This window comes from Mesorhizobium sp. STM 4661, from assembly GCF_000359125.1.
GTDB lineage: Bacteria > Pseudomonadota > Alphaproteobacteria > Rhizobiales > Rhizobiaceae > Mesorhizobium.
In genome coordinates this window covers 1-19,483 of sequence record NZ_CAAF010000061.1, presented here as the reverse complement: position 1 = coordinate 19,483, position 19,483 = coordinate 1, and the positions used below count along the sequence as shown (strand labels likewise).

At 61.8% G+C, this 19,483-nt stretch carries 21 protein-coding genes; 15 read left to right on the top strand and 6 right to left on the bottom strand.

Annotated elements, in window-relative coordinates:
* Nucleotides 1–40 precede the first annotated feature (40 nt).
* The 5 genes from MESS4_RS19515 to MESS4_RS19495 all read left to right on the top strand — a co-directional run bounded on the left by MESS4_RS19515 (nt 41) and on the right by MESS4_RS19495 (nt 4,391).
* Nucleotides 41–1,162, top strand: coding sequence for an extracellular solute-binding protein (locus tag MESS4_RS19515; RefSeq protein ID WP_006334643.1), 1,122 nt, complete (start codon nt 41–43; stop codon nt 1,160–1,162).
* A gap of 138 nt (nt 1,163–1,300) precedes the next feature.
* Nucleotides 1,301–2,080, top strand: a complete 780-nt coding sequence (locus tag MESS4_RS19510) for an ABC transporter permease subunit (protein ID WP_006334641.1) — start codon at nt 1,301–1,303, stop codon at nt 2,078–2,080.
* Between the two features lies 1 nt (nt 2,081).
* Nucleotides 2,082–2,891, top strand: coding sequence for an ABC transporter permease subunit (locus MESS4_RS19505; RefSeq protein ID WP_006334639.1), 810 nt, complete (start codon nt 2,082–2,084; stop codon nt 2,889–2,891).
* 70 nt (nt 2,892–2,961) lie between these two features.
* Nucleotides 2,962–3,693 (top strand): hypothetical protein, encoded by a 732-nt coding sequence (locus MESS4_RS19500; RefSeq protein WP_036241719.1) that lies wholly within the window; start codon nt 2,962–2,964, stop codon nt 3,691–3,693.
* Nucleotides 3,693–4,391, top strand: coding sequence for a DnaJ domain-containing protein (locus tag MESS4_RS19495; RefSeq protein WP_006334635.1), 699 nt, complete (start codon nt 3,693–3,695; stop codon nt 4,389–4,391). The genes MESS4_RS19500 and MESS4_RS19495 overlap by 1 nt, the downstream gene beginning before the upstream one ends.
* Nucleotides 4,392–4,435: 44 nt before the next feature.
* Here the strand turns inward: MESS4_RS19495 and MESS4_RS19490 are convergent, their stop codons facing one another.
* A complete protein-coding gene (locus MESS4_RS19490) occupies nt 4,436–5,821 on the bottom strand; it encodes a D-alanyl-D-alanine carboxypeptidase (protein ID WP_036241698.1) in 1,386 nt (461 codons plus the stop codon).
* Between the two features lie 324 nt (nt 5,822–6,145).
* Here MESS4_RS19490 and MESS4_RS19485 point away from each other — a divergent pair, with 324 nt between their 5' ends.
* From MESS4_RS19485 to clpA, 3 genes are all read left to right on the top strand, one after another.
* Nucleotides 6,146–6,475: a phasin family protein gene (locus MESS4_RS19485; RefSeq protein WP_006334630.1), complete on the top strand. Its 330-nt coding sequence runs from the start codon at nt 6,146–6,148 to the stop codon at nt 6,473–6,475.
* Between the two features lie 274 nt (nt 6,476–6,749).
* Nucleotides 6,750–7,076, top strand: a complete 327-nt coding sequence (gene clpS / locus MESS4_RS19480) for an ATP-dependent Clp protease adapter ClpS (RefSeq protein ID WP_036241697.1) — start codon at nt 6,750–6,752, stop codon at nt 7,074–7,076.
* A 6-nt stretch (nt 7,077–7,082) separates the two neighbouring features.
* Entirely contained in the window at nt 7,083–9,554 is a 2,472-nt protein-coding gene (gene clpA / locus MESS4_RS19475; protein WP_006334626.1) for an ATP-dependent Clp protease ATP-binding subunit ClpA, read from the top strand.
* Nucleotides 9,555–9,634: 80 nt separating this feature from the next.
* Here clpA and MESS4_RS19470 read toward each other — a convergent pair whose 3' ends face one another.
* From MESS4_RS19470 to MESS4_RS19455, 4 genes are all read right to left on the bottom strand, one after another.
* The gene (locus tag MESS4_RS19470) at nt 9,635–10,066 is read right to left on the bottom strand and encodes an HIT family protein (RefSeq protein ID WP_006334624.1); all 432 of its coding nucleotides are present in this window, start codon (nt 10,064–10,066) and stop codon (nt 9,635–9,637) included.
* A gap of 89 nt (nt 10,067–10,155) precedes the next feature.
* On the bottom strand, nt 10,156–11,370 hold the full coding sequence (locus tag MESS4_RS19465) for a GNAT family N-acetyltransferase (protein ID WP_006334622.1): 1,215 nt from the start codon (nt 11,368–11,370) through the stop codon (nt 10,156–10,158).
* Nucleotides 11,371–11,411: 41 nt separating this feature from the next.
* Complete coding sequence (locus MESS4_RS19460) at nt 11,412–12,140, bottom strand: glycerophosphodiester phosphodiesterase (RefSeq protein WP_006334620.1); 729 nt, start codon at nt 12,138–12,140, stop codon at nt 11,412–11,414.
* Between the two features lie 7 nt (nt 12,141–12,147).
* On the bottom strand, nt 12,148–12,612 hold the full coding sequence (locus MESS4_RS19455) for a RidA family protein (protein ID WP_006334618.1): 465 nt from the start codon (nt 12,610–12,612) through the stop codon (nt 12,148–12,150).
* Nucleotides 12,613–12,750: 138 nt separating this feature from the next.
* Here MESS4_RS19455 and MESS4_RS19450 point away from each other — a divergent pair, with 138 nt between their 5' ends.
* The 5 genes from MESS4_RS19450 (at nt 12,751) to tsf (ending at nt 17,453) form a co-directional block, all read left to right on the top strand.
* The gene (locus tag MESS4_RS19450) at nt 12,751–13,578 is read left to right on the top strand and encodes a cell envelope integrity EipB family protein (RefSeq protein ID WP_006334616.1); all 828 of its coding nucleotides are present in this window, start codon (nt 12,751–12,753) and stop codon (nt 13,576–13,578) included.
* Nucleotides 13,579–13,677: 99 nt separating this feature from the next.
* Nucleotides 13,678–14,994: a hypothetical protein gene (locus MESS4_RS19445; RefSeq protein WP_006334614.1), complete on the top strand. Its 1,317-nt coding sequence runs from the start codon at nt 13,678–13,680 to the stop codon at nt 14,992–14,994.
* A 164-nt stretch (nt 14,995–15,158) separates the two neighbouring features.
* Nucleotides 15,159–15,434, top strand: a complete 276-nt coding sequence (locus tag MESS4_RS19440) for a DUF4031 domain-containing protein (RefSeq protein WP_006334612.1) — start codon at nt 15,159–15,161, stop codon at nt 15,432–15,434.
* 198 nt (nt 15,435–15,632) lie between these two features.
* Nucleotides 15,633–16,415 carry a 30S ribosomal protein S2 gene (gene rpsB / locus MESS4_RS19435; RefSeq protein ID WP_006334608.1) on the top strand — a complete coding sequence of 261 codons (783 nt, stop codon included), beginning with the start codon at nt 15,633–15,635 and terminating at the stop codon, nt 16,413–16,415.
* Nucleotides 16,416–16,532: 117 nt separating this feature from the next.
* Nucleotides 16,533–17,453 carry a translation elongation factor Ts gene (gene tsf, locus MESS4_RS19430; RefSeq protein ID WP_006334606.1) on the top strand — a complete coding sequence of 307 codons (921 nt, stop codon included), beginning with the start codon at nt 16,533–16,535 and terminating at the stop codon, nt 17,451–17,453.
* A 36-nt stretch (nt 17,454–17,489) separates the two neighbouring features.
* On the opposite strand, the gene MESS4_RS19425 is transcribed toward tsf, so the two are convergent.
* On the bottom strand, nt 17,490–18,416 hold the full coding sequence (locus MESS4_RS19425) for a LysR family transcriptional regulator (protein ID WP_006334603.1): 927 nt from the start codon (nt 18,414–18,416) through the stop codon (nt 17,490–17,492).
* A gap of 116 nt (nt 18,417–18,532) precedes the next feature.
* Between MESS4_RS19425 and MESS4_RS19420 the strand changes: the two genes are divergently transcribed.
* Nucleotides 18,533–19,060 (top strand): nuclear transport factor 2 family protein, encoded by a 528-nt coding sequence (locus MESS4_RS19420; protein WP_006334601.1) that lies wholly within the window; start codon nt 18,533–18,535, stop codon nt 19,058–19,060.
* A gap of 35 nt (nt 19,061–19,095) precedes the next feature.
* On the top strand, nt 19,096–19,483 hold a 388-nt coding region (locus MESS4_RS19415), incomplete at its 3' end, for an aldo/keto reductase (RefSeq protein ID WP_036241692.1).

Below are 19,483 nucleotides of genomic sequence, written 5' to 3'. Positions count from 1 at the left end.
CGTCGGATCATGCAATCAACTCTCTCAGAGGGATACTCCCATGACGCATTTCAACCTCAATCGCAGAACGCTGCTGCAGGGCGGTTCGGCCGCCCTCGGCGCTTCGCTCGTCAACCTCAACATGCCCACATTCGCGCATGCAGCCGCGTCAGTCCCGGCTGAAACGCTTGTTTCAGCCGCCAAGCAGGAAGGCGCTCTCAACGTGATCGCGCTTTCGCCGAACTGGGTGTTCGGCAAGATGATGACCGATTTTGAGAATAAATACGGCATCACGGTCAACCCGACCAACCCGGAAGGCTCCTCCGCCGAAGAGCTACAGGCCATCCGCAGCCTCAAGGGGCAGGATCGCGGACCTGACAGCGTCGATCTCGCCCCGTCCTTCGCCCTACAGGCCGTTGCCGAAAACCTCCTGCAGCCTTACAAGGTGGCGACATGGGCCGACATTCCGGCTGAAGCCAAGCATGCCGACGGCTTGTTCCAGGGCTGCTACTACGGCATCATCTCCTTTGCCGTGAACAGGGACGTCGTGAAGAACGTTCCCAGAAGCTGGGCCGATCTCCTGAAGCCGGAATACAAGGGCATGGTTTCCATGGGCGGCAATCCGTTGCGCGCCGGTGACTCCTTCGCCTCCGTCATGGCGGCAGCACTGGCCAATGGCGGCAGCTTCGACAATATCGCGCCGGGCGTCGAATTCTTCGGCACGCTGAACGCAGCCGGAAACTACAACCCGATCCAGAGCGACAAGGGCACCATGGTCAGCGGCCAGACGCCGATCGCTCTGCGATGGGACTATCTCAATCTGACGATCCGTGACGATGAAGCGGGCAAGGTCGATTTCGAGGTCGTCATTCCCAATGACGGAGCACCTTTCGGCAACTACTATGTCCAGGCGATCAGCGCGCATGCGCCCCATGTCAATGCCGCCAAGCTCTGGCAGGAATATCTTTACAGCGACGAGGGTCAGTTGAGCTTCCTCGCCGGATATGCGCATCCGATTCGATTTGCCAAGATGCTGAATGCAGGTGCGCTGCCGGCCGAGATCCTTGCCAAACTTCCATCGCCTGAAGCCTACAAGGACGTGGGCTTCGCAAGCCAAGCCCAGATCGACGCCGCCAAGAACATGGTGGCCGAGATGTGGCCGAAGACCGTGAAGATCAACTGAGCGGTCGCTTCCGTGCCTCTCACCGAAAGGCCTGGCGTGAGCCGGCCGCATTGTCGCAATGGCTTGCTCCGTCTTCTTTCCCGTTGGGCCCTGCCGGCGGTGATGATGGGGCCGTTTCTTGTCTTTGCCGCAGCTTTCATGGTCGCCCCCACGATCATGTTGGCCTGGCAATCGGTGAGTGGCGCCGATGGTTTCACGCTCGACTACATCTACGCACTCGGCGGCGGGACGTTCCGTTCCGCCGCCTACAACTCCGTGATGCTGTCGGTCGCTTCGGCGACGGTGGGTGTCGTCTGCGGCGGTGCAATCGCCGCCGTCGTGTTTCATCGAAAGGCGCCACCGGTGCTCGGAGCCATCGCGACAAGTTTCAGCGCGGTAGCGGCCAACTTTGCCGGCGTTCCGCTGGCATTTGCCTTCATTGCCAGCCTCGGCATGTCCGGCCTGCTGACACGCGCGCTGAAAGCACTCGGCATCGACATCTACGCGACTGGTTTCACACTGTATTCGCTCGGCGGCCTTACCATTATCTACGCGTATTTCCTCATTCCGCTGATGGTCATCATCATTACGCCTGCCATTCAGGCACTGCGCGTCGAGTGGTCCGAAGCGGCGGAAAGCCTAGGCGCAACGCCGTGGCAATATCTGCGGCTCGTGGTGGTTCCCATCTTGGCGCCATCGCTGGTTTCCGCCTTCATATTGCTGTTCGGCTCGGCCTTTTCCGGCTATGCGACGGCTTACGCGCTCACCTCCGGCAACCTGCTGCTGCTGACGACCGAGATCGGCAACGTGCTTTCCGGCGATGTCATGAACTCCCCGCAAACCGGGGCGGCGCTTTCAGTCAGCATGATCGCCGTCATGGTCGGCGTCGTTGCGGCAAGCAACCTGTTCATGCGTCGCGCCAGACGATGGCAGTCCTGACATGGGGCAGAATTCTTTTGTTCGCTGGAGCGTTCTCGCCGTCGCGGTCGTCTATTTTGTCATGCCGCTCGCCATGACGATGCTGTTCAGCCTGTGGGAAGGACAGACATCCTACGGGCTTTCGTCCTACGTCAACCTCCTCTACCGGAAAGATCTCTCAGCTCCCCTTATCCTCTCGCTGCAGCTCTCGGCCTGCACGAGCGCGCTGATCCTCCTGATTCTGACGCCAGCCGTGATCGCCAGCCATCTTTACGCGCCGCGCATGCGCATGGTGATCGAGTTGATCGCGATCCTGCCGTTCGTCGTTCCGGCCATAGCTTTTGTCGGTGGGCTTTCGGCGCTCATCGCCGGCCCGACATGGCTCATCGGATCGCCCTTCTATCTGACGATTCCCTATTTTTTCCTCGCGCTGCCCTTTGCATTCCGGTCGCTGGATGTCGGTCTTGCCGCACTGGATCTGAAAACGCTGAAGGAAGCTGCCGAAAGCCTGGGCGCGGGCGTCTGGAAAACCATGACGCTGGTCGTTCTTCCCAATCTCCGCGCCGCCCTTGTCAGTTGCATGCTGATGACATTTACAGTCGTTACAGGTGAATTCACCGTTTCCAACATCATGCTGTTTCGCACTTTCCCTGTCTCGATCAACGAGGTCGGCAAAAGCGCTCCCACTGAAGCTGCCGCGCTCTCCATGATCAGCTTCGTCTTGACGTGGTTCGCCATGTTCGGCCTGATGTTCCTGACGAGGAACGGAAGTCCCCGTGACAAGGTCCGGTTGGGGTATGGGTCGAGCAGAAGCCGCAAGGTGCAGGGCTAGGACTGCTGGCCCTCAAAGTCGCCTCATGATGGACTTGCAAGCGGCGCGGCAACGCCACATCTTGAATCGCATGAGCGACAAGAAGCCGCCCGTGCCCGCAAGGGCCGATCCTGCGCCGGTCAAGCCTCAATCGAGCACCGGTGAAATCGATGCCTTTGTCCGCCAAGCGAGGACGCTTGCTGCGTCCGCGACGGGTTCAGGCAGGCTGATCCTTTCCCTCGACGCCACGATGAGCCGCCAGCCGACCTGGGATCTCGCCTGTTCGTTGCAAGGCGAGATGTTCGACGCCGTCGGCAAGGCCGGGGCGCTGAAGGTTCAATTGGTCTATTTTCGCGGCCTCGGCGAGTGCCGTTCGTCCGCGTTCGTGACCAATACAGACGCGTTGAAGCAACTGATGACGCGGATAGAATGCCGCAGCGGCAACACCCAGATCGGCAAGGTGCTTGCCAATGCACTGAAGCAGACAGCGGCCTCCAAGGTCAATGCGCTGGTCTATATCGGCGACGCGATGGAAGAAAATGTCGACGACCTTGCCACCAAAGCGGGCAGCCTCGGCCTGCACGGCGTTCCTGTCTTCATCTTTCAAGAGGGTCATGATTCCGGCGCGGAAAAGGTCTTCAAGGAGATCGCGCGGCTGTCCAAAGGGGCATGGTTCCGATTTGATCGGCGGGCAGCCGCGACCTTGGCCAGCCTGCTTTCGGCGGTTGCCGTGTTCGCGACCGGCGGGCTGACGGCATTGGAAGCCAGAGGCAGGCCGGAAGACCGGCTGATGATCGAGCATCTGCGGGGCGGCAGGAAATAATGGGCGCGATTATCCTGTTTTTAGCACTCGTTCTGGTGCTTCTCGGCGTCGCCACCGTCTTTGTCCGCGCCGACCCCGGGCGACTCGCGAGCGGGATGAGGACGCTCGGACCTCTGCTGTTGGCGCTGGTCGGCGTCGCCGTGCTGCTGGTCGGACGCCAAGGTGTAGGCGGTTTGATCCTGTCGGCGGCGCTCGCCTGGTATGGCTCCATGCGGATGAAACGACCGCCAGCGAAGTTGTCGCCGGGCAAGCATTCGACGGTGCGCACCGCGGCACTCGAAATGGAGCTCGATCACGATAGCGGCAGCCTGGAAGGCCTCGTTCTGGCCGGTCGCCATGAAGGCAAGATGCTCGGCGCGATGGGACTTGCGGAATTGCAGCAGCTTTACCGCGAGCTTTCCGGCGACCCGGAAAGCCGCCAATTGCTAGAGACGTATCTTGACAGCAGATTTCCCGTCTGGCGCAAAGACGCTGAGGCGAATGGTGGCGAAGGGCTGGGTGTTGCGCCAGGTTCGGGCGCCATGACTAAGGAGGAGGCCTACAAGATCCTTGGTCTTGAAGCGGGGGCCGCCGCGGCGGATGTCCGCAAGGCGCACCGCCGCCTGATGCAGCGCCTGCACCCCGATATCGGTGGCACGTCTTTCCTTGCGGCGCGGATCAACGAAGCCAAGGATGTCTTGCTCTCCAATCACAACTAGTCTCCTTCGACGCAGAATTCCCGGGAGGCGTTCTTCCACACCGCCTATTGCTGGACGGCGTAGCACTCGATCTTCTTTTTCTTCAGGGCGCTGCAGGCTTTCCAGGCGGCGTTCTTCGAACCAAAGCCACCGAACCTGGCGCGGTAGTAGGTGACGCCGTCCTTGTCGAATGCGACGGTGAAACCGGATGCGTCGGCGAGGACCGAGGGGGCCTGCTTCGTCGTCTTGTCGAGGAAAGCCTGGGCTTCGGACCGTTTTGGCGAAGAAGCGACCTGTATTGCCCAGCCCGACGGCACCGATGCGGTATTGACGGGATCGACCGCCTCCGGTTCGGCATAGGCCGCGGCAACCCGGGCTGTCGCAACGTCGTCCACTGTCGCCACGGCCACCGTCTTGACCTTTCTGGTCTGGACGACGGGAGTGGTCTCCTCAACGACGGGCGCGTTTTCCTCAACAAGAGAGGCAACGGCATCGTTGCCCGGCTTTTCGTCCGGCGTCGGCGCGTCGTGCTTAGGCAGGAACACCTTGGCCAGTGCCGTGATCGGGTTGCCGCCGCCAGCCCTGGCGATCAGCACGCCGCTGCCGCGCGACGACGCCTTCGGCATGTAGGCGTTGATCAGCCCGGCCATCTGGTTGTCGCGGCTGCCGCCCGATTTCCCGCCCATGACCACCGCTACAATGCGGCGATCACCATCGGAGACCGAGGAGACGAGATTGTAGCCGGAGGCCCGCGTGTAACCCGTCTTGATGCCATCGACGCCCTTGATGCGCCCGAGCAGGCGGTTATGGCCGTTGATGCGCTTGCGGCCATACAGGAACGAGCGCTGCGAGAAATAGCCGTAATACTGGGGAAAATGCTCCCTCAGCGCGATGCCGAGCATCGCCATGTCGCGCGCGGTCGTGAACTGACCCGGGTCCGGCAAACCGTTGGCATTGCGGAAAACGGTCGACTTCATGCCCAGCGCCCGGGCCTTGGCGGTCATCATGCGGGCGAAATTGGCTTCATTGCCGCCGAGGAGTTCGCCGAGCGCCGTTGCCGAGTCGTTTGCCGACTTGGTCACCATCGACAGGACCGCGGTCTCTACCGTGACCGCGCCGCCGGGCCGGACGCCGAGTTTCGTCGGCGGTTCGGCAGCAGCACGGGCCGAGAAGACGACCCGGGAATTCTTGGCGATCCTGCCCTTCGCCATCGCCTCGAAGGTCAGGTAAAGCGTCATCATCTTGGTGAGCGAGGCGGGATAGCGCCGGCCGTCGGCATCCGATGAATAAAGCACCTTGCCGGTCTTGGCGTCGATGACGATGGCGGCCGACCTGGCCGCCTGGGACGAAGCTGCCTCGCCAACGACGAATGTCATCGCCAAAGCGAGGATCATAATCGTTTTCAAAGAGGACGCGGATTTGGAAAGAATGCCCGACAACGCCTGACGCACCGATAGTTCCTTTGAATTTTTTGTTGCGCTGGAGGCGGCAAAGGGTCCTGCCTCACTTCCGGTCACGCTAACGCGGCCAGCGTTACCAATCCGTTTATGGTAACCGCCGCGTTCACCGTTTTCTTCGGGATTGAGCTTCTCTTTATTCGAATCTTAGCCATTGCCGGCGTGGCGGGGTCGCCGATGTTGGCTAAATCTTGACTTTTGTGCAGCGCACAATATATTGACGTGCATTGCACAACGCGGCCGGATAGGGCGCGCCCATTGTTGATGGGCGACCGTCAATGACCACCATCAAGGGCCACCATCAAGGGAGTACGGGAAATGACCCAAACCTACGAAGATTTCAGCAAATACGGCAAAGAGTTTGCCGACACCGGTTTGAAGAGCTTTGCGTCCCTTTCCAAGAGCGCTCAGGCCATTGCCGCCGAAGCGGGCGAATACACCAAGAAGAGCTTCGAAGCCGGCAGCGCCGCGGTCGAGAAACTCTTCTCGGCCAAGTCGCTGGAGAAGGCGGTCGAAATCCAGTCCGACTACGCCAAGCAGTCCTACGAATCCTTCGTCACCGAAGCCACCAAGATTGGCGATCTCTATGCCGAACTCGCCAAGGAAGCCTACAAGCCGTTCGAATCGATCGTCGCAAAGGCGAAGTAATTTGTCTGTATGATGCCAAGACGGCCCCGAGCCTGTAAGACAGACCCGGCCGCGGAAGCGCGGCCGGGTTTTTTCATGGCAATCTCAAATCAGGGGCTCCGCCGGCTTCACGATTGCGAAAATCCGTGAAGTTTGCCCACCTAGCCATATTGTCAGCTAAACAGAAGGGCTTAAAATCGTCCATCGAACACCTACATGTCGAACTCGCATGGGGATTCGAAAAAGGCAGGACTGCGTGACGATCGGTTTGACTGCCACGAGAGACGTGGCGCGTATGCAAAACGGCAGCGACGGCAACGAGGCCGGTCGTGGTACGGCCGTCATCACGCGCACCAAAACCAAGACCAAGAAGCCCAGCCTTTACCGGGTCCTCATTCTCAACGACGACTACACACCCATGGAATTCGTGGTTCACGTGCTGGAGCGTTTTTTCCAGAAGGACCGTGAAGCCGCCACACGCATCATGCTTCATGTTCACAATCATGGAGTGGGCGAGTGCGGGGTCTATACATTCGAGGTGGCCGAGACCAAAGTGTCCCAGGTCATGGATTTCGCCCGACAGAATCAGCATCCGCTGCAATGCGTGATGGAGAAGAAGTGAGGTAACATGCCGGCTTTCTCCCAAGGCCTGGAAAAGGCGCTTCACCAAGCGCTGACGCTCGCCAATGAGCGGCACCATGAATATGCAACCCTTGAACACCTGTTGCTCGCGCTCATCGACGATACCGAGGCGGCCGCCGTCATGCGTGCCTGCAATGTCGATCTCGACGAGCTGAAGCACACGGTGCTCACCTATATCGACACCGAACTCGACAACCTCGTCACCGGCTACGACGAGGATTCCAAGCCGACGGCCGGCTTCCAGCGCGTCATCCAGCGTGCGGTGATCCATGTGCAATCGTCCGGCCGCGAGGAAGTGTCGGGCGCCAATGTGCTCGTTGCCATCTTCGCCGAGCGCGAGAGCCATGCCGCCTATTTCCTGCAGGAACAGCAGATGACCCGTTACGACGCGGTCAACTACATCTCGCACGGCATCGCCAAGCGCCCCGGCGCATCCGAAACGCGGACGCCGCGCGGCGCCGATGACGAGCAGGGTGGCCAGAACGGCCCCGAGCCGCAGGAGGAAAACGGCAAGAAGAAGCAGCAGCAGGATGCGCTGACCGCCTATTGCGTCAACCTCAACAACAAGGCCAAGGCCGGCAAGATCGATCCGCTGATCGGCCGCGAGAGCGAGATCAACCGCACCATCCAGGTGCTGTGCCGGCGTTCCAAGAACAACCCGCTCTATGTCGGTGACCCCGGCGTCGGCAAGACGGCGATCGCCGAAGGCCTCGCCAAGCGCATCGTCGAGGGCGACGTGCCGGAAGTGCTGCTCAATGCCACCATCTTCGCGCTCGACATGGGCACGCTGCTCGCCGGCACCCGCTACCGCGGCGATTTCGAGGAGCGGCTGAAGCAGGTCGTCAAGGAGCTCGAGGATTATCCCGGCGCGGTGCTGTTCATCGACGAGATCCACACCGTGATCGGGGCAGGGGCCACATCGGGCGGCGCCATGGACGCGTCGAACCTGTTGAAGCCGGCGTTGTCGTCAGGCGCGATCCGCTGCATCGGCTCGACCACCTACAAGGAGTTCCGCCAGTTCTTCGAGAAGGACCGCGCTCTGGTGCGGCGCTTCCAGAAGATCGACGTCAACGAGCCGACCATCGAGGATGCCATCGAGATCATGAAGGGCCTGAAGCCCTATTTCGAGGAGTTCCACAAGGTCCGCTACACGAGCGAGGCGATCAAGGCTTCGGTCGAATTGTCGGCGCGCTACATCAACGACCGCAAGCTGCCGGACAAGGCGATCGACGTGATCGACGAGACTGGCGCCTCGCAGATGCTGGTGCCGGAGGCCAAGCGCAAGAAGACCATCGGCATCAAGGAGATCGAGGCGACGATCGCCACCATGGCCCGCATTCCGCCTAAGACGGTTTCGGCCGACGACGAGAAGGTGCTGCAAGGCCTGGACGTCGAGTTGAAGCGCGTCGTCTATGGCCAGGACACCGCCATCAGCGCGCTGACCTCGGCGATCAAGCTGGCGCGTGCCGGCCTGCGCGAACCGGAAAAGCCGATCGGCTCTTACCTGTTCTCAGGCCCGACCGGTGTCGGCAAGACCGAAGTGGCAAAGCAGCTCGCCGCCTCGCTTGGGGTCGAACTGATCCGCTTCGACATGTCGGAATACATGGAGCGTCACACCGTCTCGCGGCTGATCGGCGCGCCTCCCGGCTATGTCGGCTTCGACCAGGGCGGCCTGCTGACCGACGGCGTCGACCAGCATCCGCATTGCGTGCTGTTGCTGGACGAAGTCGAGAAGGCGCATCCGGATCTGTTCAACATCCTGTTGCAGGTCATGGACCACGGCAAGCTGACCGACCACAACGGCAAGCAGATCGACTTCCGCAATGTCATCCTGATCATGACCACCAATGCGGGTGCATCGGATGCGCAGCGCGCGGCGATCGGTTTCGGCTCGACCAAGCGCGAAGGCGACGATGTCGAGGCGATCAACCGGCTGTTCACGCCGGAATTCCGCAACCGTCTCGATGCGATCATCCCGTTCGGCTCGCTGCCGGTGCCGGTTATCCATCAGGTGGTGCAGAAGTTCGTCATGCAGCTCGAGGCCCAGCTTTCCGAGCGTGGCGTCACTTTCGACTTGTCGTCGGACGCGATCGCCTGGCTGGCCGACAAGGGCTATGATGAGCGCATGGGCGCGCGGCCGCTCGGCCGCGTCATCCAGGAGCACATCAAGAAGCCGCTGGCCGACGAGGTGCTGTTCGGCAAGCTCAAGAAGGGCGGCACGGTGCGCGTCACCGTCGAGAAGAAGGAGACCGGCGAGACCGGCCTGAAGCTCGAATCGCTCGCCGACGAGGCGCCGGTCAAGCCGAAGAAGGAACAGCTGGACGATGCGCCGAAGGTCAAGAAGGCTGCCGTGGCGAAAAAGCCCGCCGTGAAAAAGGCTGTGACGCAGAGGCCGGAGTCCAAGGGCAAGGATGGCGGCAAGCGCAGCCTGGTGCCGCAACTGCCCCGCAAAGGGTAACCAAATTGGAAGTCAAAAAGCCCCGGAAACGGGGCTTTTTTCATGGGAATAGAGGAGGCACCATGCGCTTGGCACCGACCTCAGCTTCCCAGGGCCGCCCGGATCTTGCCGGCGTTTTCCGCCAGCACCTCGGGCTTTTCCATCTGTCCCGTATGCGGCTTGAGCGGCACGCCGTCGAAGCGTGGGATGACGTGGACATGTAGGTGATAGACACTCTGTCCGGAAGCCGGCTCGTTGAATTGCAGGATAGTGACGCCGTCGGCAGAGAAGACCTTCTTCACGGCGAGAGCCACCTTCTGCACGGCGGCAAACAGTGGACCAAATTTCGTCGGATCGGCGTCGAGCAGGTTGCGCGACGGCGCCTTCGGCACCACCAGCGTATGGCCCGTTCCCTGCGGCATCACATCCATGAAAGCGATGACCGCATCGTCCTCATAGACGCGATGCGACGGGATTTCACCGCGCAGGATTTTGGCGAAAATGTTGCCAGGATCGTAGCTGGCTTCGGCCATGGCGCGCCCTCCAGATATATGTTCAGCCCCCGTGTAGCGAAGCCGCCTTCGCGCGGCAAGGCGTCAGGCAACGTCGACCAGGCTTCAGCCTACTCCTCCAGATCCTTGCGGAACGGGGTGTGCTCTTCGAGGTAGTCGCTCATGCGCTCCACTTCGCGCCGCTCGCGCCTGAGATAGTCGGCCACCGCGTTGCGCAGGCCGGGATGCGCGATGTAATGCGCCGAATGCATGGTCACCGGCCTGTAGCCGCGCGCCAGCTTGTGTTCGCCTTGCGCACCCGCCTCGACCACCTTCAGCTTGCGCTCGATGGCGAAGTCGATCGCCTGATGATAGCAGACCTCGAAATGCAGGAAGGGATGGTCCTCGATGCAGCCCCAGTTGCGGCCGTAAAGCGCGTCCGAGCCGATGAAATTAATGGCGCCGGCGATGTAGCGTCCGTTGCGCCTGGCCATCACCAGCAGGATGTCGTCGGCCATGCGCTCGCCGATCATCGAGAAGAATTCGCGGGTGAGATAGGGCCGGCCCCATTTCCTGCTGCCGGTGTCCATGTAGAAAGCAAAAAAGTCGTCCCAGACTCTTTCGGTCAGATCCTTGCCCGTCAGCCAGTCGATCGAAATGTCGTGAGCGAGCGCCTCGCGCCGTTCCTTCTTCATCGCCTTGCGCTTGCGCGAAGCCAGCGTGGCGAGAAAGTCGTCATAGGTTGAAAAGCCTTCATTGAAGAAATGGAACTGCTGGTCGGTGCGATGCAGGAAGCCTGCCGCCTCCAGCGTCTCGACGTCTTTCTCCTGGGCGAAGGTGACATGAGCGGAAGACACGCCGAGCTTTTCCGTCACCGCCTTCAGGCCAGCAGCCAGCCCGGCCTTCACGGTGTCGCTATCCTCGCCCTTGCGGACCAGCAGGCGAGGGCCCGTGACGGGTGTAAACGGCACCGCGCATTGCAGCTTGGGATAATAGCGCCCGCCGGCGCGCTCGAACGCGTCCGACCAGCCATGGTCGAACACATATTCGCCCTGGCTGTGCGATTTGAGATAGCAGGGAAGGGCGCCGAGCAGCCTGCCTTGCGCCGTTTCCAGCCTGAGGTGATGGCCCTGCCAGCCGGTGCGCCGAACGGCACAGCCGGAATCCTCGATCGCGCTCAGAAAAGCGAATGAAACAAGGGGGTTGTAGCCGTTTTCTTTATCGCCGCGCGCAGTGCCGCCAAGACCGTCCCACTCGTCGCAGGTGAAGGCACCGATGCCGGCGGCAACGCGGATCGAATACTGCCCGTTCGCCGTTTGCCCGTCGCATTCATCACCCTGATCCATGCGGCTAATTTAAGCTCCAAAGTGGGCCGTGCAAGCCCGCTTCAGGCCACCTTCACGTGATCCGGCTCGAAGCCTTCGAACGTCATCTGGTCGGCGTATTTGAAGGTCAGGTCCACCGCCGGCTGGTCGTGCACGGTCCAGGTGATGACAGGCATTTTGAGCTTGCCACGCACGAAGGAGACGAACCGGTTCGGCAGGTCGCCGGCGGCGTAGGAGGTGAAGGCGAGATCGTGCGCCAGCATGGCGAAATGCGCCTCGATCAACGGGTCGTCCTTGCCATAGGCGGTCAACCCGCCGGGGATGCCAGGCGCATGTTTCGGAAAGTCGCGGATCAGCCAGTGGTCGAACGACATGATCGCCGCCTTGCCCTTGTAGCGCTTGAGCATCTTGCCGACGCTTTCGACCAGGCCTTCGTCCCGGCCGGGAACGCCTTTCAGCTCGACGACCATGGGCACGCGGCAACCGACCAGATCGAGCGCCTGCTGCAGCGTCGGCAGATGGTCCGATGTGCCACCAACCCTGAGCGCCGTCAGTTCGGCCGCCGTGCGCTGCCAGACGAAGCCGTCCTGGCCGGTCAGCCGCTTGAGGTCGCCATCATGGATGATGACGGGAACGCGATCCGACGACAGATGCACATCGCATTCGATCGCATAGCCGCGCTCGGCCGCGGCGGCAAAAGCGGAAAGCGTGTTCTCCCAGCGTGTCTTGTTCATGTCGTGGAAGCCGCGGTGGGCAACGGGCCGGGCGGTCAGCCAGGAAAGGTCGGTCATGTCTGGCTCACTCGACTTCAAAGATCGCTTCGATTTCCACTGCGGCATTAAGCGGCAGGGAAACGGTGCCTACAGCGGAACGGGCATGTTTGCCGCGATCGCCGAGGACAGCGACCAGAAAATCGGAAGCGCCGTTGGCCACCAGGTGCTGTTCGACAAAATCCGGCACTGAAGCAACGAAGACGGTGATCTTCACCAGGCGGCGGATTTTATCGAGGTCGCCGAGGGCTGCCTTGGCCTGCGCCAATATGTTGATCGCGCAATATCTTGCCGCTTCCTTGCCGCTTGCAGTGTCGACCTCGCGGCCGAGCAGACCGCTTGCCTGCAGCTTGCCTTCCCTGAGGGGCAACTGCCCGGCGGTGAAGAGCAGGTTGCCTGACCTGCAATAGGGCACGTAGTTGGCGGCGGGGGACGCGGCGACCGGAAGCGTCACGCCGAGATCGCTTAGCCGCTTTTCGATTGTTTCACTCATGGTATTTCCCTATTGCTTGATGTCGCCGCGCAGGCCGGGCCGAAATTGCTATTTTTGCCTCGCTTCCGCCATGACTTTTTTTAAGCTGGACCATCTTTCCCTGCGGCCTGCCATCGGCCGCGATGATCGGAGCCTCTCATGCGCGCAACGCGCCTTGCATTCCACGCTGTTCTGCTGCCGGCGCTTTTCGCGGTGGCTCCTGCTTTCGCCGTGCCGGCGCTGCAGGCGCATCGCGCCGTTTACGACATCACCCTGGACAAGGCATCGGATCGTTCCGGCATCACCGGCATTTCCGGCCGCATGGTTTATGAGTTCAACGGCTCGCCCTGCGAAGGCTATACGGTGAAATTCCGCATGGTCACCCAGATCGTCACCGGCGACAACACGCGTCTGACCGATCAGCAGACGACGACCTTCGAGGACGCCGAAGGCAAGACTTTCTCGTTCGTGACGAAATCCTTCGTCGATCAGAACCTCGACAAGGAGGTCAAGGGCACGGCAACGAAGGAAACGAAGGGCCTCAAGGTCGATATGGACAAGCCGGAGAAGAACAGCATCGAGCTGGCTGCCACCCAATTCCCGACCCAGCATCTGGTCGAACTGATCGGCAAGGCCGAAAAGGGCGAGAATTTCTACGAAACCAATCTGTTCGACGGCTCGGAAGATGCCGACAAGGTGATGGCCACCACCGTCGTCGTCGGCAAGAAAACCGATGCCGACAAGGCCGATCCGGAAGCGTCGGCGCTGGCCAAGCTCGCGACCGACAAATATTGGCCTGTCGATATCGCCTATTTCGACGACACCGACAAATCAGGCGAGGAGGTGCCGGAATACCGGATCAGCTTCAAGCTGCACGAGAACGGCATCACGCGCGACATGGTCATGAACTATGGCGAATTCTCGATGACCGGCAAGCTGGTGAATCTATCGCTGTTCGATCAGTCTAAGCCCTGCCCAACGAAATGAGCCTCCGCTTAACCACGACGCGGTGCTGTCGCGGCCATGACTTGAACGCGCCGCAATTGCGTCTCACCCTTTCCCCAGCGTCTACCTTGGGGGATCAGGTTGAGCAGAATCGATGTGTTCGTGGCGCCGAAGCCCAGTCCGGCGCTGATCAAGATCATGACTTTCGTCAACCGGGTTGTCATGCTGCACGGCGTTCCGGGGCTTCGCGACCTGCTGCCGTTCAATCGCCTGGCCGGCTTGCGCGGCGTCGCCAATGTCCGCCACATCGACTTTCCCGATGACGACCGGCAGCGGCTGAAGGCTTGCAGCGGCGCAGGCAAGGCGACATTCATCACGCCCAACCATCCGGAATTCTTCACCGATTGGATGATCGACAAGGAGATCGTCTCTCAGGTCAGCCCGCTCGCGGCATCGTGGGCCACGCATGGCGTCGTCAACGGCCTCGGCCGGGCCATGCAGAAATTCTGGCTGGCCAACAATCTGATCGCCCAGATCCCCGGCAACAGCGGAGCGGCCAAGGAACATTCGGTCGCCTGGGCTCTGAAAGGGCACGGCGTGCTCCTGCATCCCGAGGGCGGCGTCGGTTGGCATGCCAATGTCGTCGCCCCCTTGCTTCCGGGGGCCGTCGAGATGGGGTTCGAAGCACTCAAGCGCGGTCGCGCAACGGACGGGGATTTCAAGGCGTGGATCGCGCCGGTCGTCTGGAAGCTGGCATTCACCAGAGATGTCGAGCGGGCGTTGGCTCAGGAATGCGGCTATGTCGAGAAAAGCCTGAAGATCGAACGCCATGCCGCCGATACGCTGCCGGAGCGCGTCCACCATATTTATGCAACGCTTTTGTCGCGCGATGAGAGCGCGTGCGACATGATGCCTGACGCGCAGACCCCCTATGCCGCGCGTCAGGAGCGGTTGCTGATCGAGTTGAGCCGGCACCTTGGGAAACTCATTCCAGTCGAATCCGGCGCCCTGGTCGAATCCGGCGCCGGTGAGATCGCCGAGCTTTTGCGCCGGTCGCGCCGTTGGCTGCGGGAAGGGGCGGGCGATGCCGAAGAGCAGAAGCAGGTCCGGACGCTGGCGGACACCATCCAGCGTATCCAGCGTCTCGGGCCATGGGCATGGGCCAATCCGCGCATCACGCAGGAGGAGATCGCCGAGCACCTGAAGCGCATTCGCAACGATTACTGCAAGGGCACGCTGCGCGACACGATCAACCGCTTCGTGCCGCAGCCGGCCGGGCCGCGTCGCGCCCATATCCGCGCGCCGGAGCCGCTGGGACTGCATGCCTGGCAGGGCTCGATCGATGAGGCGCTTGCCGAATTGCACCGCCGCATGCAGGACGCCATCACCGCAATCGTCGGCCAGGTCGAGGCCGGCGGCGGCTTCATTTTCTATCCGAATCCCTTCTATCATCGCTGATGCCGCAACCTTGGCCTATCGCATCGGCCCGAAAATCGGAATCGATTTTCGGAAAGCACGATGCGTAGATTCAAAGTGTTAGAGCGTACTTTGTGCGTCCAATTGGACGCACGTCGCTCTAACGACCGGGCATGCGAACCGGGTGAGGGAGTGCGGCAAGCCTGATGGCGGTCTATGTCGACGCGGCAATCTGGAAGTGGGTCGGCCACCGCTGGTGCCATCTGCTTGCCGACGATACCGACGAGTTGCATCGCTTTGCCGCCCAGCTCGGCATCAAGCGCTCATCCTATCAGGGGCCGCCGAAGACATCGGCGCCGCATTATGACATAACCGGCTTCGAACGCGACCGCGCGGTGCGGCTTGGCGCCATCGAGTGCAGCCGTGAGGAAATCGTCGCGATTTTCCGGCGTGTCCGGGTGCCGAAGGGCAAGATACGGTGATGACAGCGGTGCGCCGATCGCCGCACCCTGAACGGCAGCGCTTGCGTTTACAGCACTTCCCCTCTATATGCGCGCTCATTCCACACACGGACTTTGGTGTCTGCCCGGGAGAAATCCGGCTGAAACCTCCGGTGGCATTCGAGGACATCCGTCCAAAATGCCTGTGTCCGTGGAGGCTAACCGGAAAGGAACTTGAGAATGGCTCTGCCTGATTTCAGCATGCGCCAGCTTTTGGAAGCTGGCATTCACTTCGGCCACCAGACCCACCGCTGGAACCCGAAAATGGCGCCCTACATCTACGGCGCCCGCAACAACATCCACATCATCGACCTGTCGCAGACGGTGCCTTTGCTGCACCAGGCGCTGAAGCAGGTGTCCGACACCGTTGCCAAGGGCGGCCGCGTGCTGTTCGTCGGCACCAAGCGCCAGGCGTCCGACATCGTCGCCGATGCCGCACAGCGCTCGGCCCAGTATTATGTCAATTCCCGCTGGCTCGGCGGCATGATGACCAACTGGAAGACGATCTCGAATTCGATCTCGCGCCTGCGCAAGCTCGATGAGATGCTGGCCGGCGAGGCCCAGGGCCTGACCAAGAAGGAGCGCCTCAACCTCGACCGCGAGCGCGAGAAGCTCGACAAGGCGCTGGGCGGCATCAAGGACATGGGCTCGACGCCGGACCTGATGTTCGTCATCGACACCAACAAGGAAGCGATCGCCATCCTCGAGGCCAAGCGTCTCGGCATACCGGTCGTCGCCATCATCGATTCCAATTGCGATCCGGACAAGATCGACTTCCCGATCCCGGGCAATGACGACGCGGCCCGCGCCATCCAGCTCTATTGCGACCTGATCGCCAAGGCTGCCATCGACGGCATCGCTCGCCAGCAGGGCGCGCTCGGCGTCGATGTCGGCGCGGCGGTCGAGGCCCCGGTCGAGCCGGCGCTGGATCCGACGCCGGCGGCCGAAACCCCGGAAGCATAATAGCGAAGGCCGGTTCCGGCCTTCATCTTTCCAATATGTTGGCGCGCTAAGCGCTGGTGCCGGGCGCGTCATCGAACTTCGATGGTGCGTCGGCGCATTTGAAACAAAGAGGCGACAATGAGCATTTCGGCTGCACAGGTCAAAGAACTCCGCGACTTGACCGGCGCGGGCATGATGGACTGCAAGGCGGCGTTGAACGAGACCAACGGCAACATGGAAGAGGCCGTCGACTGGCTGCGCAAGAAGGGCATCTCCAAGGCCGACAAGAAGGCCGGCCGCACCGCTGCCGAGGGCCTGATCGGCGTCGATTCCGGCGTCCGCGAAGCAGCCGTCGTCGAGGTCAACTCCGAGACCGATTTCGTTGCCCGCAACGCTGCCTTCCAGGAGATCGTCGCCAACGTCGCCAAGGTCGCGCTCGCCTATGGTAAGACCGAGGCGGTTGCCGCTGCCAAATATCCGGGTTCGGACAAGTCGGTCACCGACGTCATCAAGGATGCCGTCGGCACGATCGGCGAGAATCTGGGCTTCCGCCGCTCGGCCAAGCTCACCGTTCCGCATGGCGCTGTGGCGACCTATGTGCATAACGCGGTTGCCGATGGTCTGGGCAAGCTCGGCGTGCTGGTGGCGATCGAGACGACCGGCAACGAGCATGCGGCCAACGCCTTTGCCCGTCAGGTCGCCATGCATGTCGCCGCCACCAGCCCGATGGCGCTGACCACCGAAGAGCTCGACCCGGCTGCCATCGAACGCGAGAAGGCGATCTTCTCCGACCAGGCGCGCCAGTCCGGCAAGCCGGAAGCGATCATCGAGAAGATGGTCGAGGGCCGCCTGCGCAAGTTCTACGAAGAGGTCGTGCTCCTGAAGCAGGCCTTCGTGCTCAATCCCGACGTCACCGTCGAGAAGGCGCTGAAGGATGCCGAGAAGGAAATCGGCGCGCCGGCCAAGATCACGGCCTATCTGCGCTTCGCGCTCGGCGAGGGCATCGAGAAGGAAGAGACCGATTTCGCGGCGGAAGTCGCGGCGGCGGTCAAGAAATAGCCCGAAAACAAATAGCCCGGAGACGGGTTTCTCAGCTCAGGCAACTCGGCCGGGCGTCCGCGAGGATGTCCGGCCGATCTCTTGTGCGGTGTCGATGAAGGCTCTGAGCTTCGGCGCCATTGCCGACCGCTTGGGAAAGTAGAGGAACAGGCCCGGCTCCTCGATCGCCGACTGCGGCAGCACCTGGACGAGCCGGCCGGCTTCTATGTCGGCGCGCACCAGCGGCTCGAACACATAGACCAGCCCCGTTCCCGAAAGCGCCAGATCGATCGCGACGAGAGAATCGGTGACGACAGCCGTGCCGCGCGTCTCCACGACCACGTCCTTGCCGTCCTCCGTCAAATCCCAGCGATAGACCGCGCCGGAGCGCACGAGACGGTAGCCGATGCAATTATGGGCGGCGAGGTCGGCCAGCCTGCTCGGGCGGCCTCGCCGGCCGATATAGGCTGGCGAGGCGACGATGACCACCTGGAACGGCGGCGTCAGCCGGATCGCGATCATGTCCTGCGCGATCATCTCGCCAAGCCTGATACCGGCGTCAAAGCCTTCGCCGACGATATCGACCAGCCCTTCATTGGCAAAGATCTCCACCGTTACATCGGGGTAGCGCTCCGCCATGACCGTCACGACCGGTGTCACCGCCATCGGGATGGCGACATGCGAAACATTGAGTCTGAGCAATCCGGACGGGCGGCCCTTGATGCCGCGAATACGCTCCATCCGCTCGGCGATATCCCGCAGCGCGGGCTCCGCCGTCGCGACAAGCGCCTGACCGGCCTCGGTCAGCGACACGCTGCGCGTTGTGCGGGCAAACAGCGGCTGGCCGATCCGCTCCTCCACCAGCCGCACCGCATGGCTGACCGCCGACGGGCTCATGCCGAGCTCGGCGGCCGCCAGCGCAAAGCCGCCGCGCCGGGCCACGGCGACGACGACTGGAAGATGGCTGAGCAGGTCGCGATCCATTCATGAACAATATCGCATAGTCTGTGCAGACAATGCAATCTTCTCGATGCCGGTGCGCTGCCCCACATTGTCGTCAACACATCGGCGGCGGGCTGAAGCGCAAAGGAGATGGAGACATGAACGCGTTGAAGCACATTACATTCGCGGCAGGCCTTACGTTGGCGCCCGTCGATGCAGGCGGAGCAGAACCATCCGACTGGCAAGCGCTCGCCGACGAGCGCGCCGTCATCCGCATCGCCGATGCCATCGATCGCGCCGTCGATGCACGGGACTGGAAGCGCGCTCGCGGCTATTTCGCCGATCGCGTCACCGTCGATTTCAGCAGCCTCTCCGGACAGCCTCCGGCCACGATTGCTGCGGACGACCTTATCGGCACCTGGTCAGCCAATCTCAAGGGCAGCAAGACCAGTCTGCATCTGCGCACCAACCACCAGGTCGCCATCGAGCCTGACGCCGCGATGGTCTCCTCCAATGGCTATGCCTGGAACCGGATGGAAGGCAATGGCGACCCGCTGTGGGAAGTCTGGGGCACTTACGAGCATCACCTGACGCGCTCCGGCGCCGGCTGGAAGGTCGATGGCTTCACGTTCCGCATGACGCACGAGCGCGGCAATCCCTGGGTCAAGACCACCCCCGGCCAATAAGCCGGCATCAACCAAATCAGGACCGGAAAGACACCATGACCATGACCTATTACACGCTCGGCAACAGCGGGCTGCGTGTCACGCGGCTTGCGCTCGGCACCATGACCTTCGGCACGGAATGGGGCTGGGGCGCCGAAAAGGAGACCGCCCGCGCGCTGGTCGATGCCTATGTCGAGGCCGGCGGCAATTTCTTCGACACGGCCGACGCTTACACCGGCGGCACGTCCGAGACCTGGCTCGGCGAATTCATTGCCGAGCGCGGCCTGCGCGACAAGGCTGTGATCAGCACCAAATTCAGCATGAATCTGGAACAGGGCAACCCGAATGCCGGCGGCAACGGCCGCAAGAACATAATACGCGCCGTCGAAGGCTCGCTGAAGCGTCTCGGCACCGACTACATCGACCTCTACATCCTCCACGCCT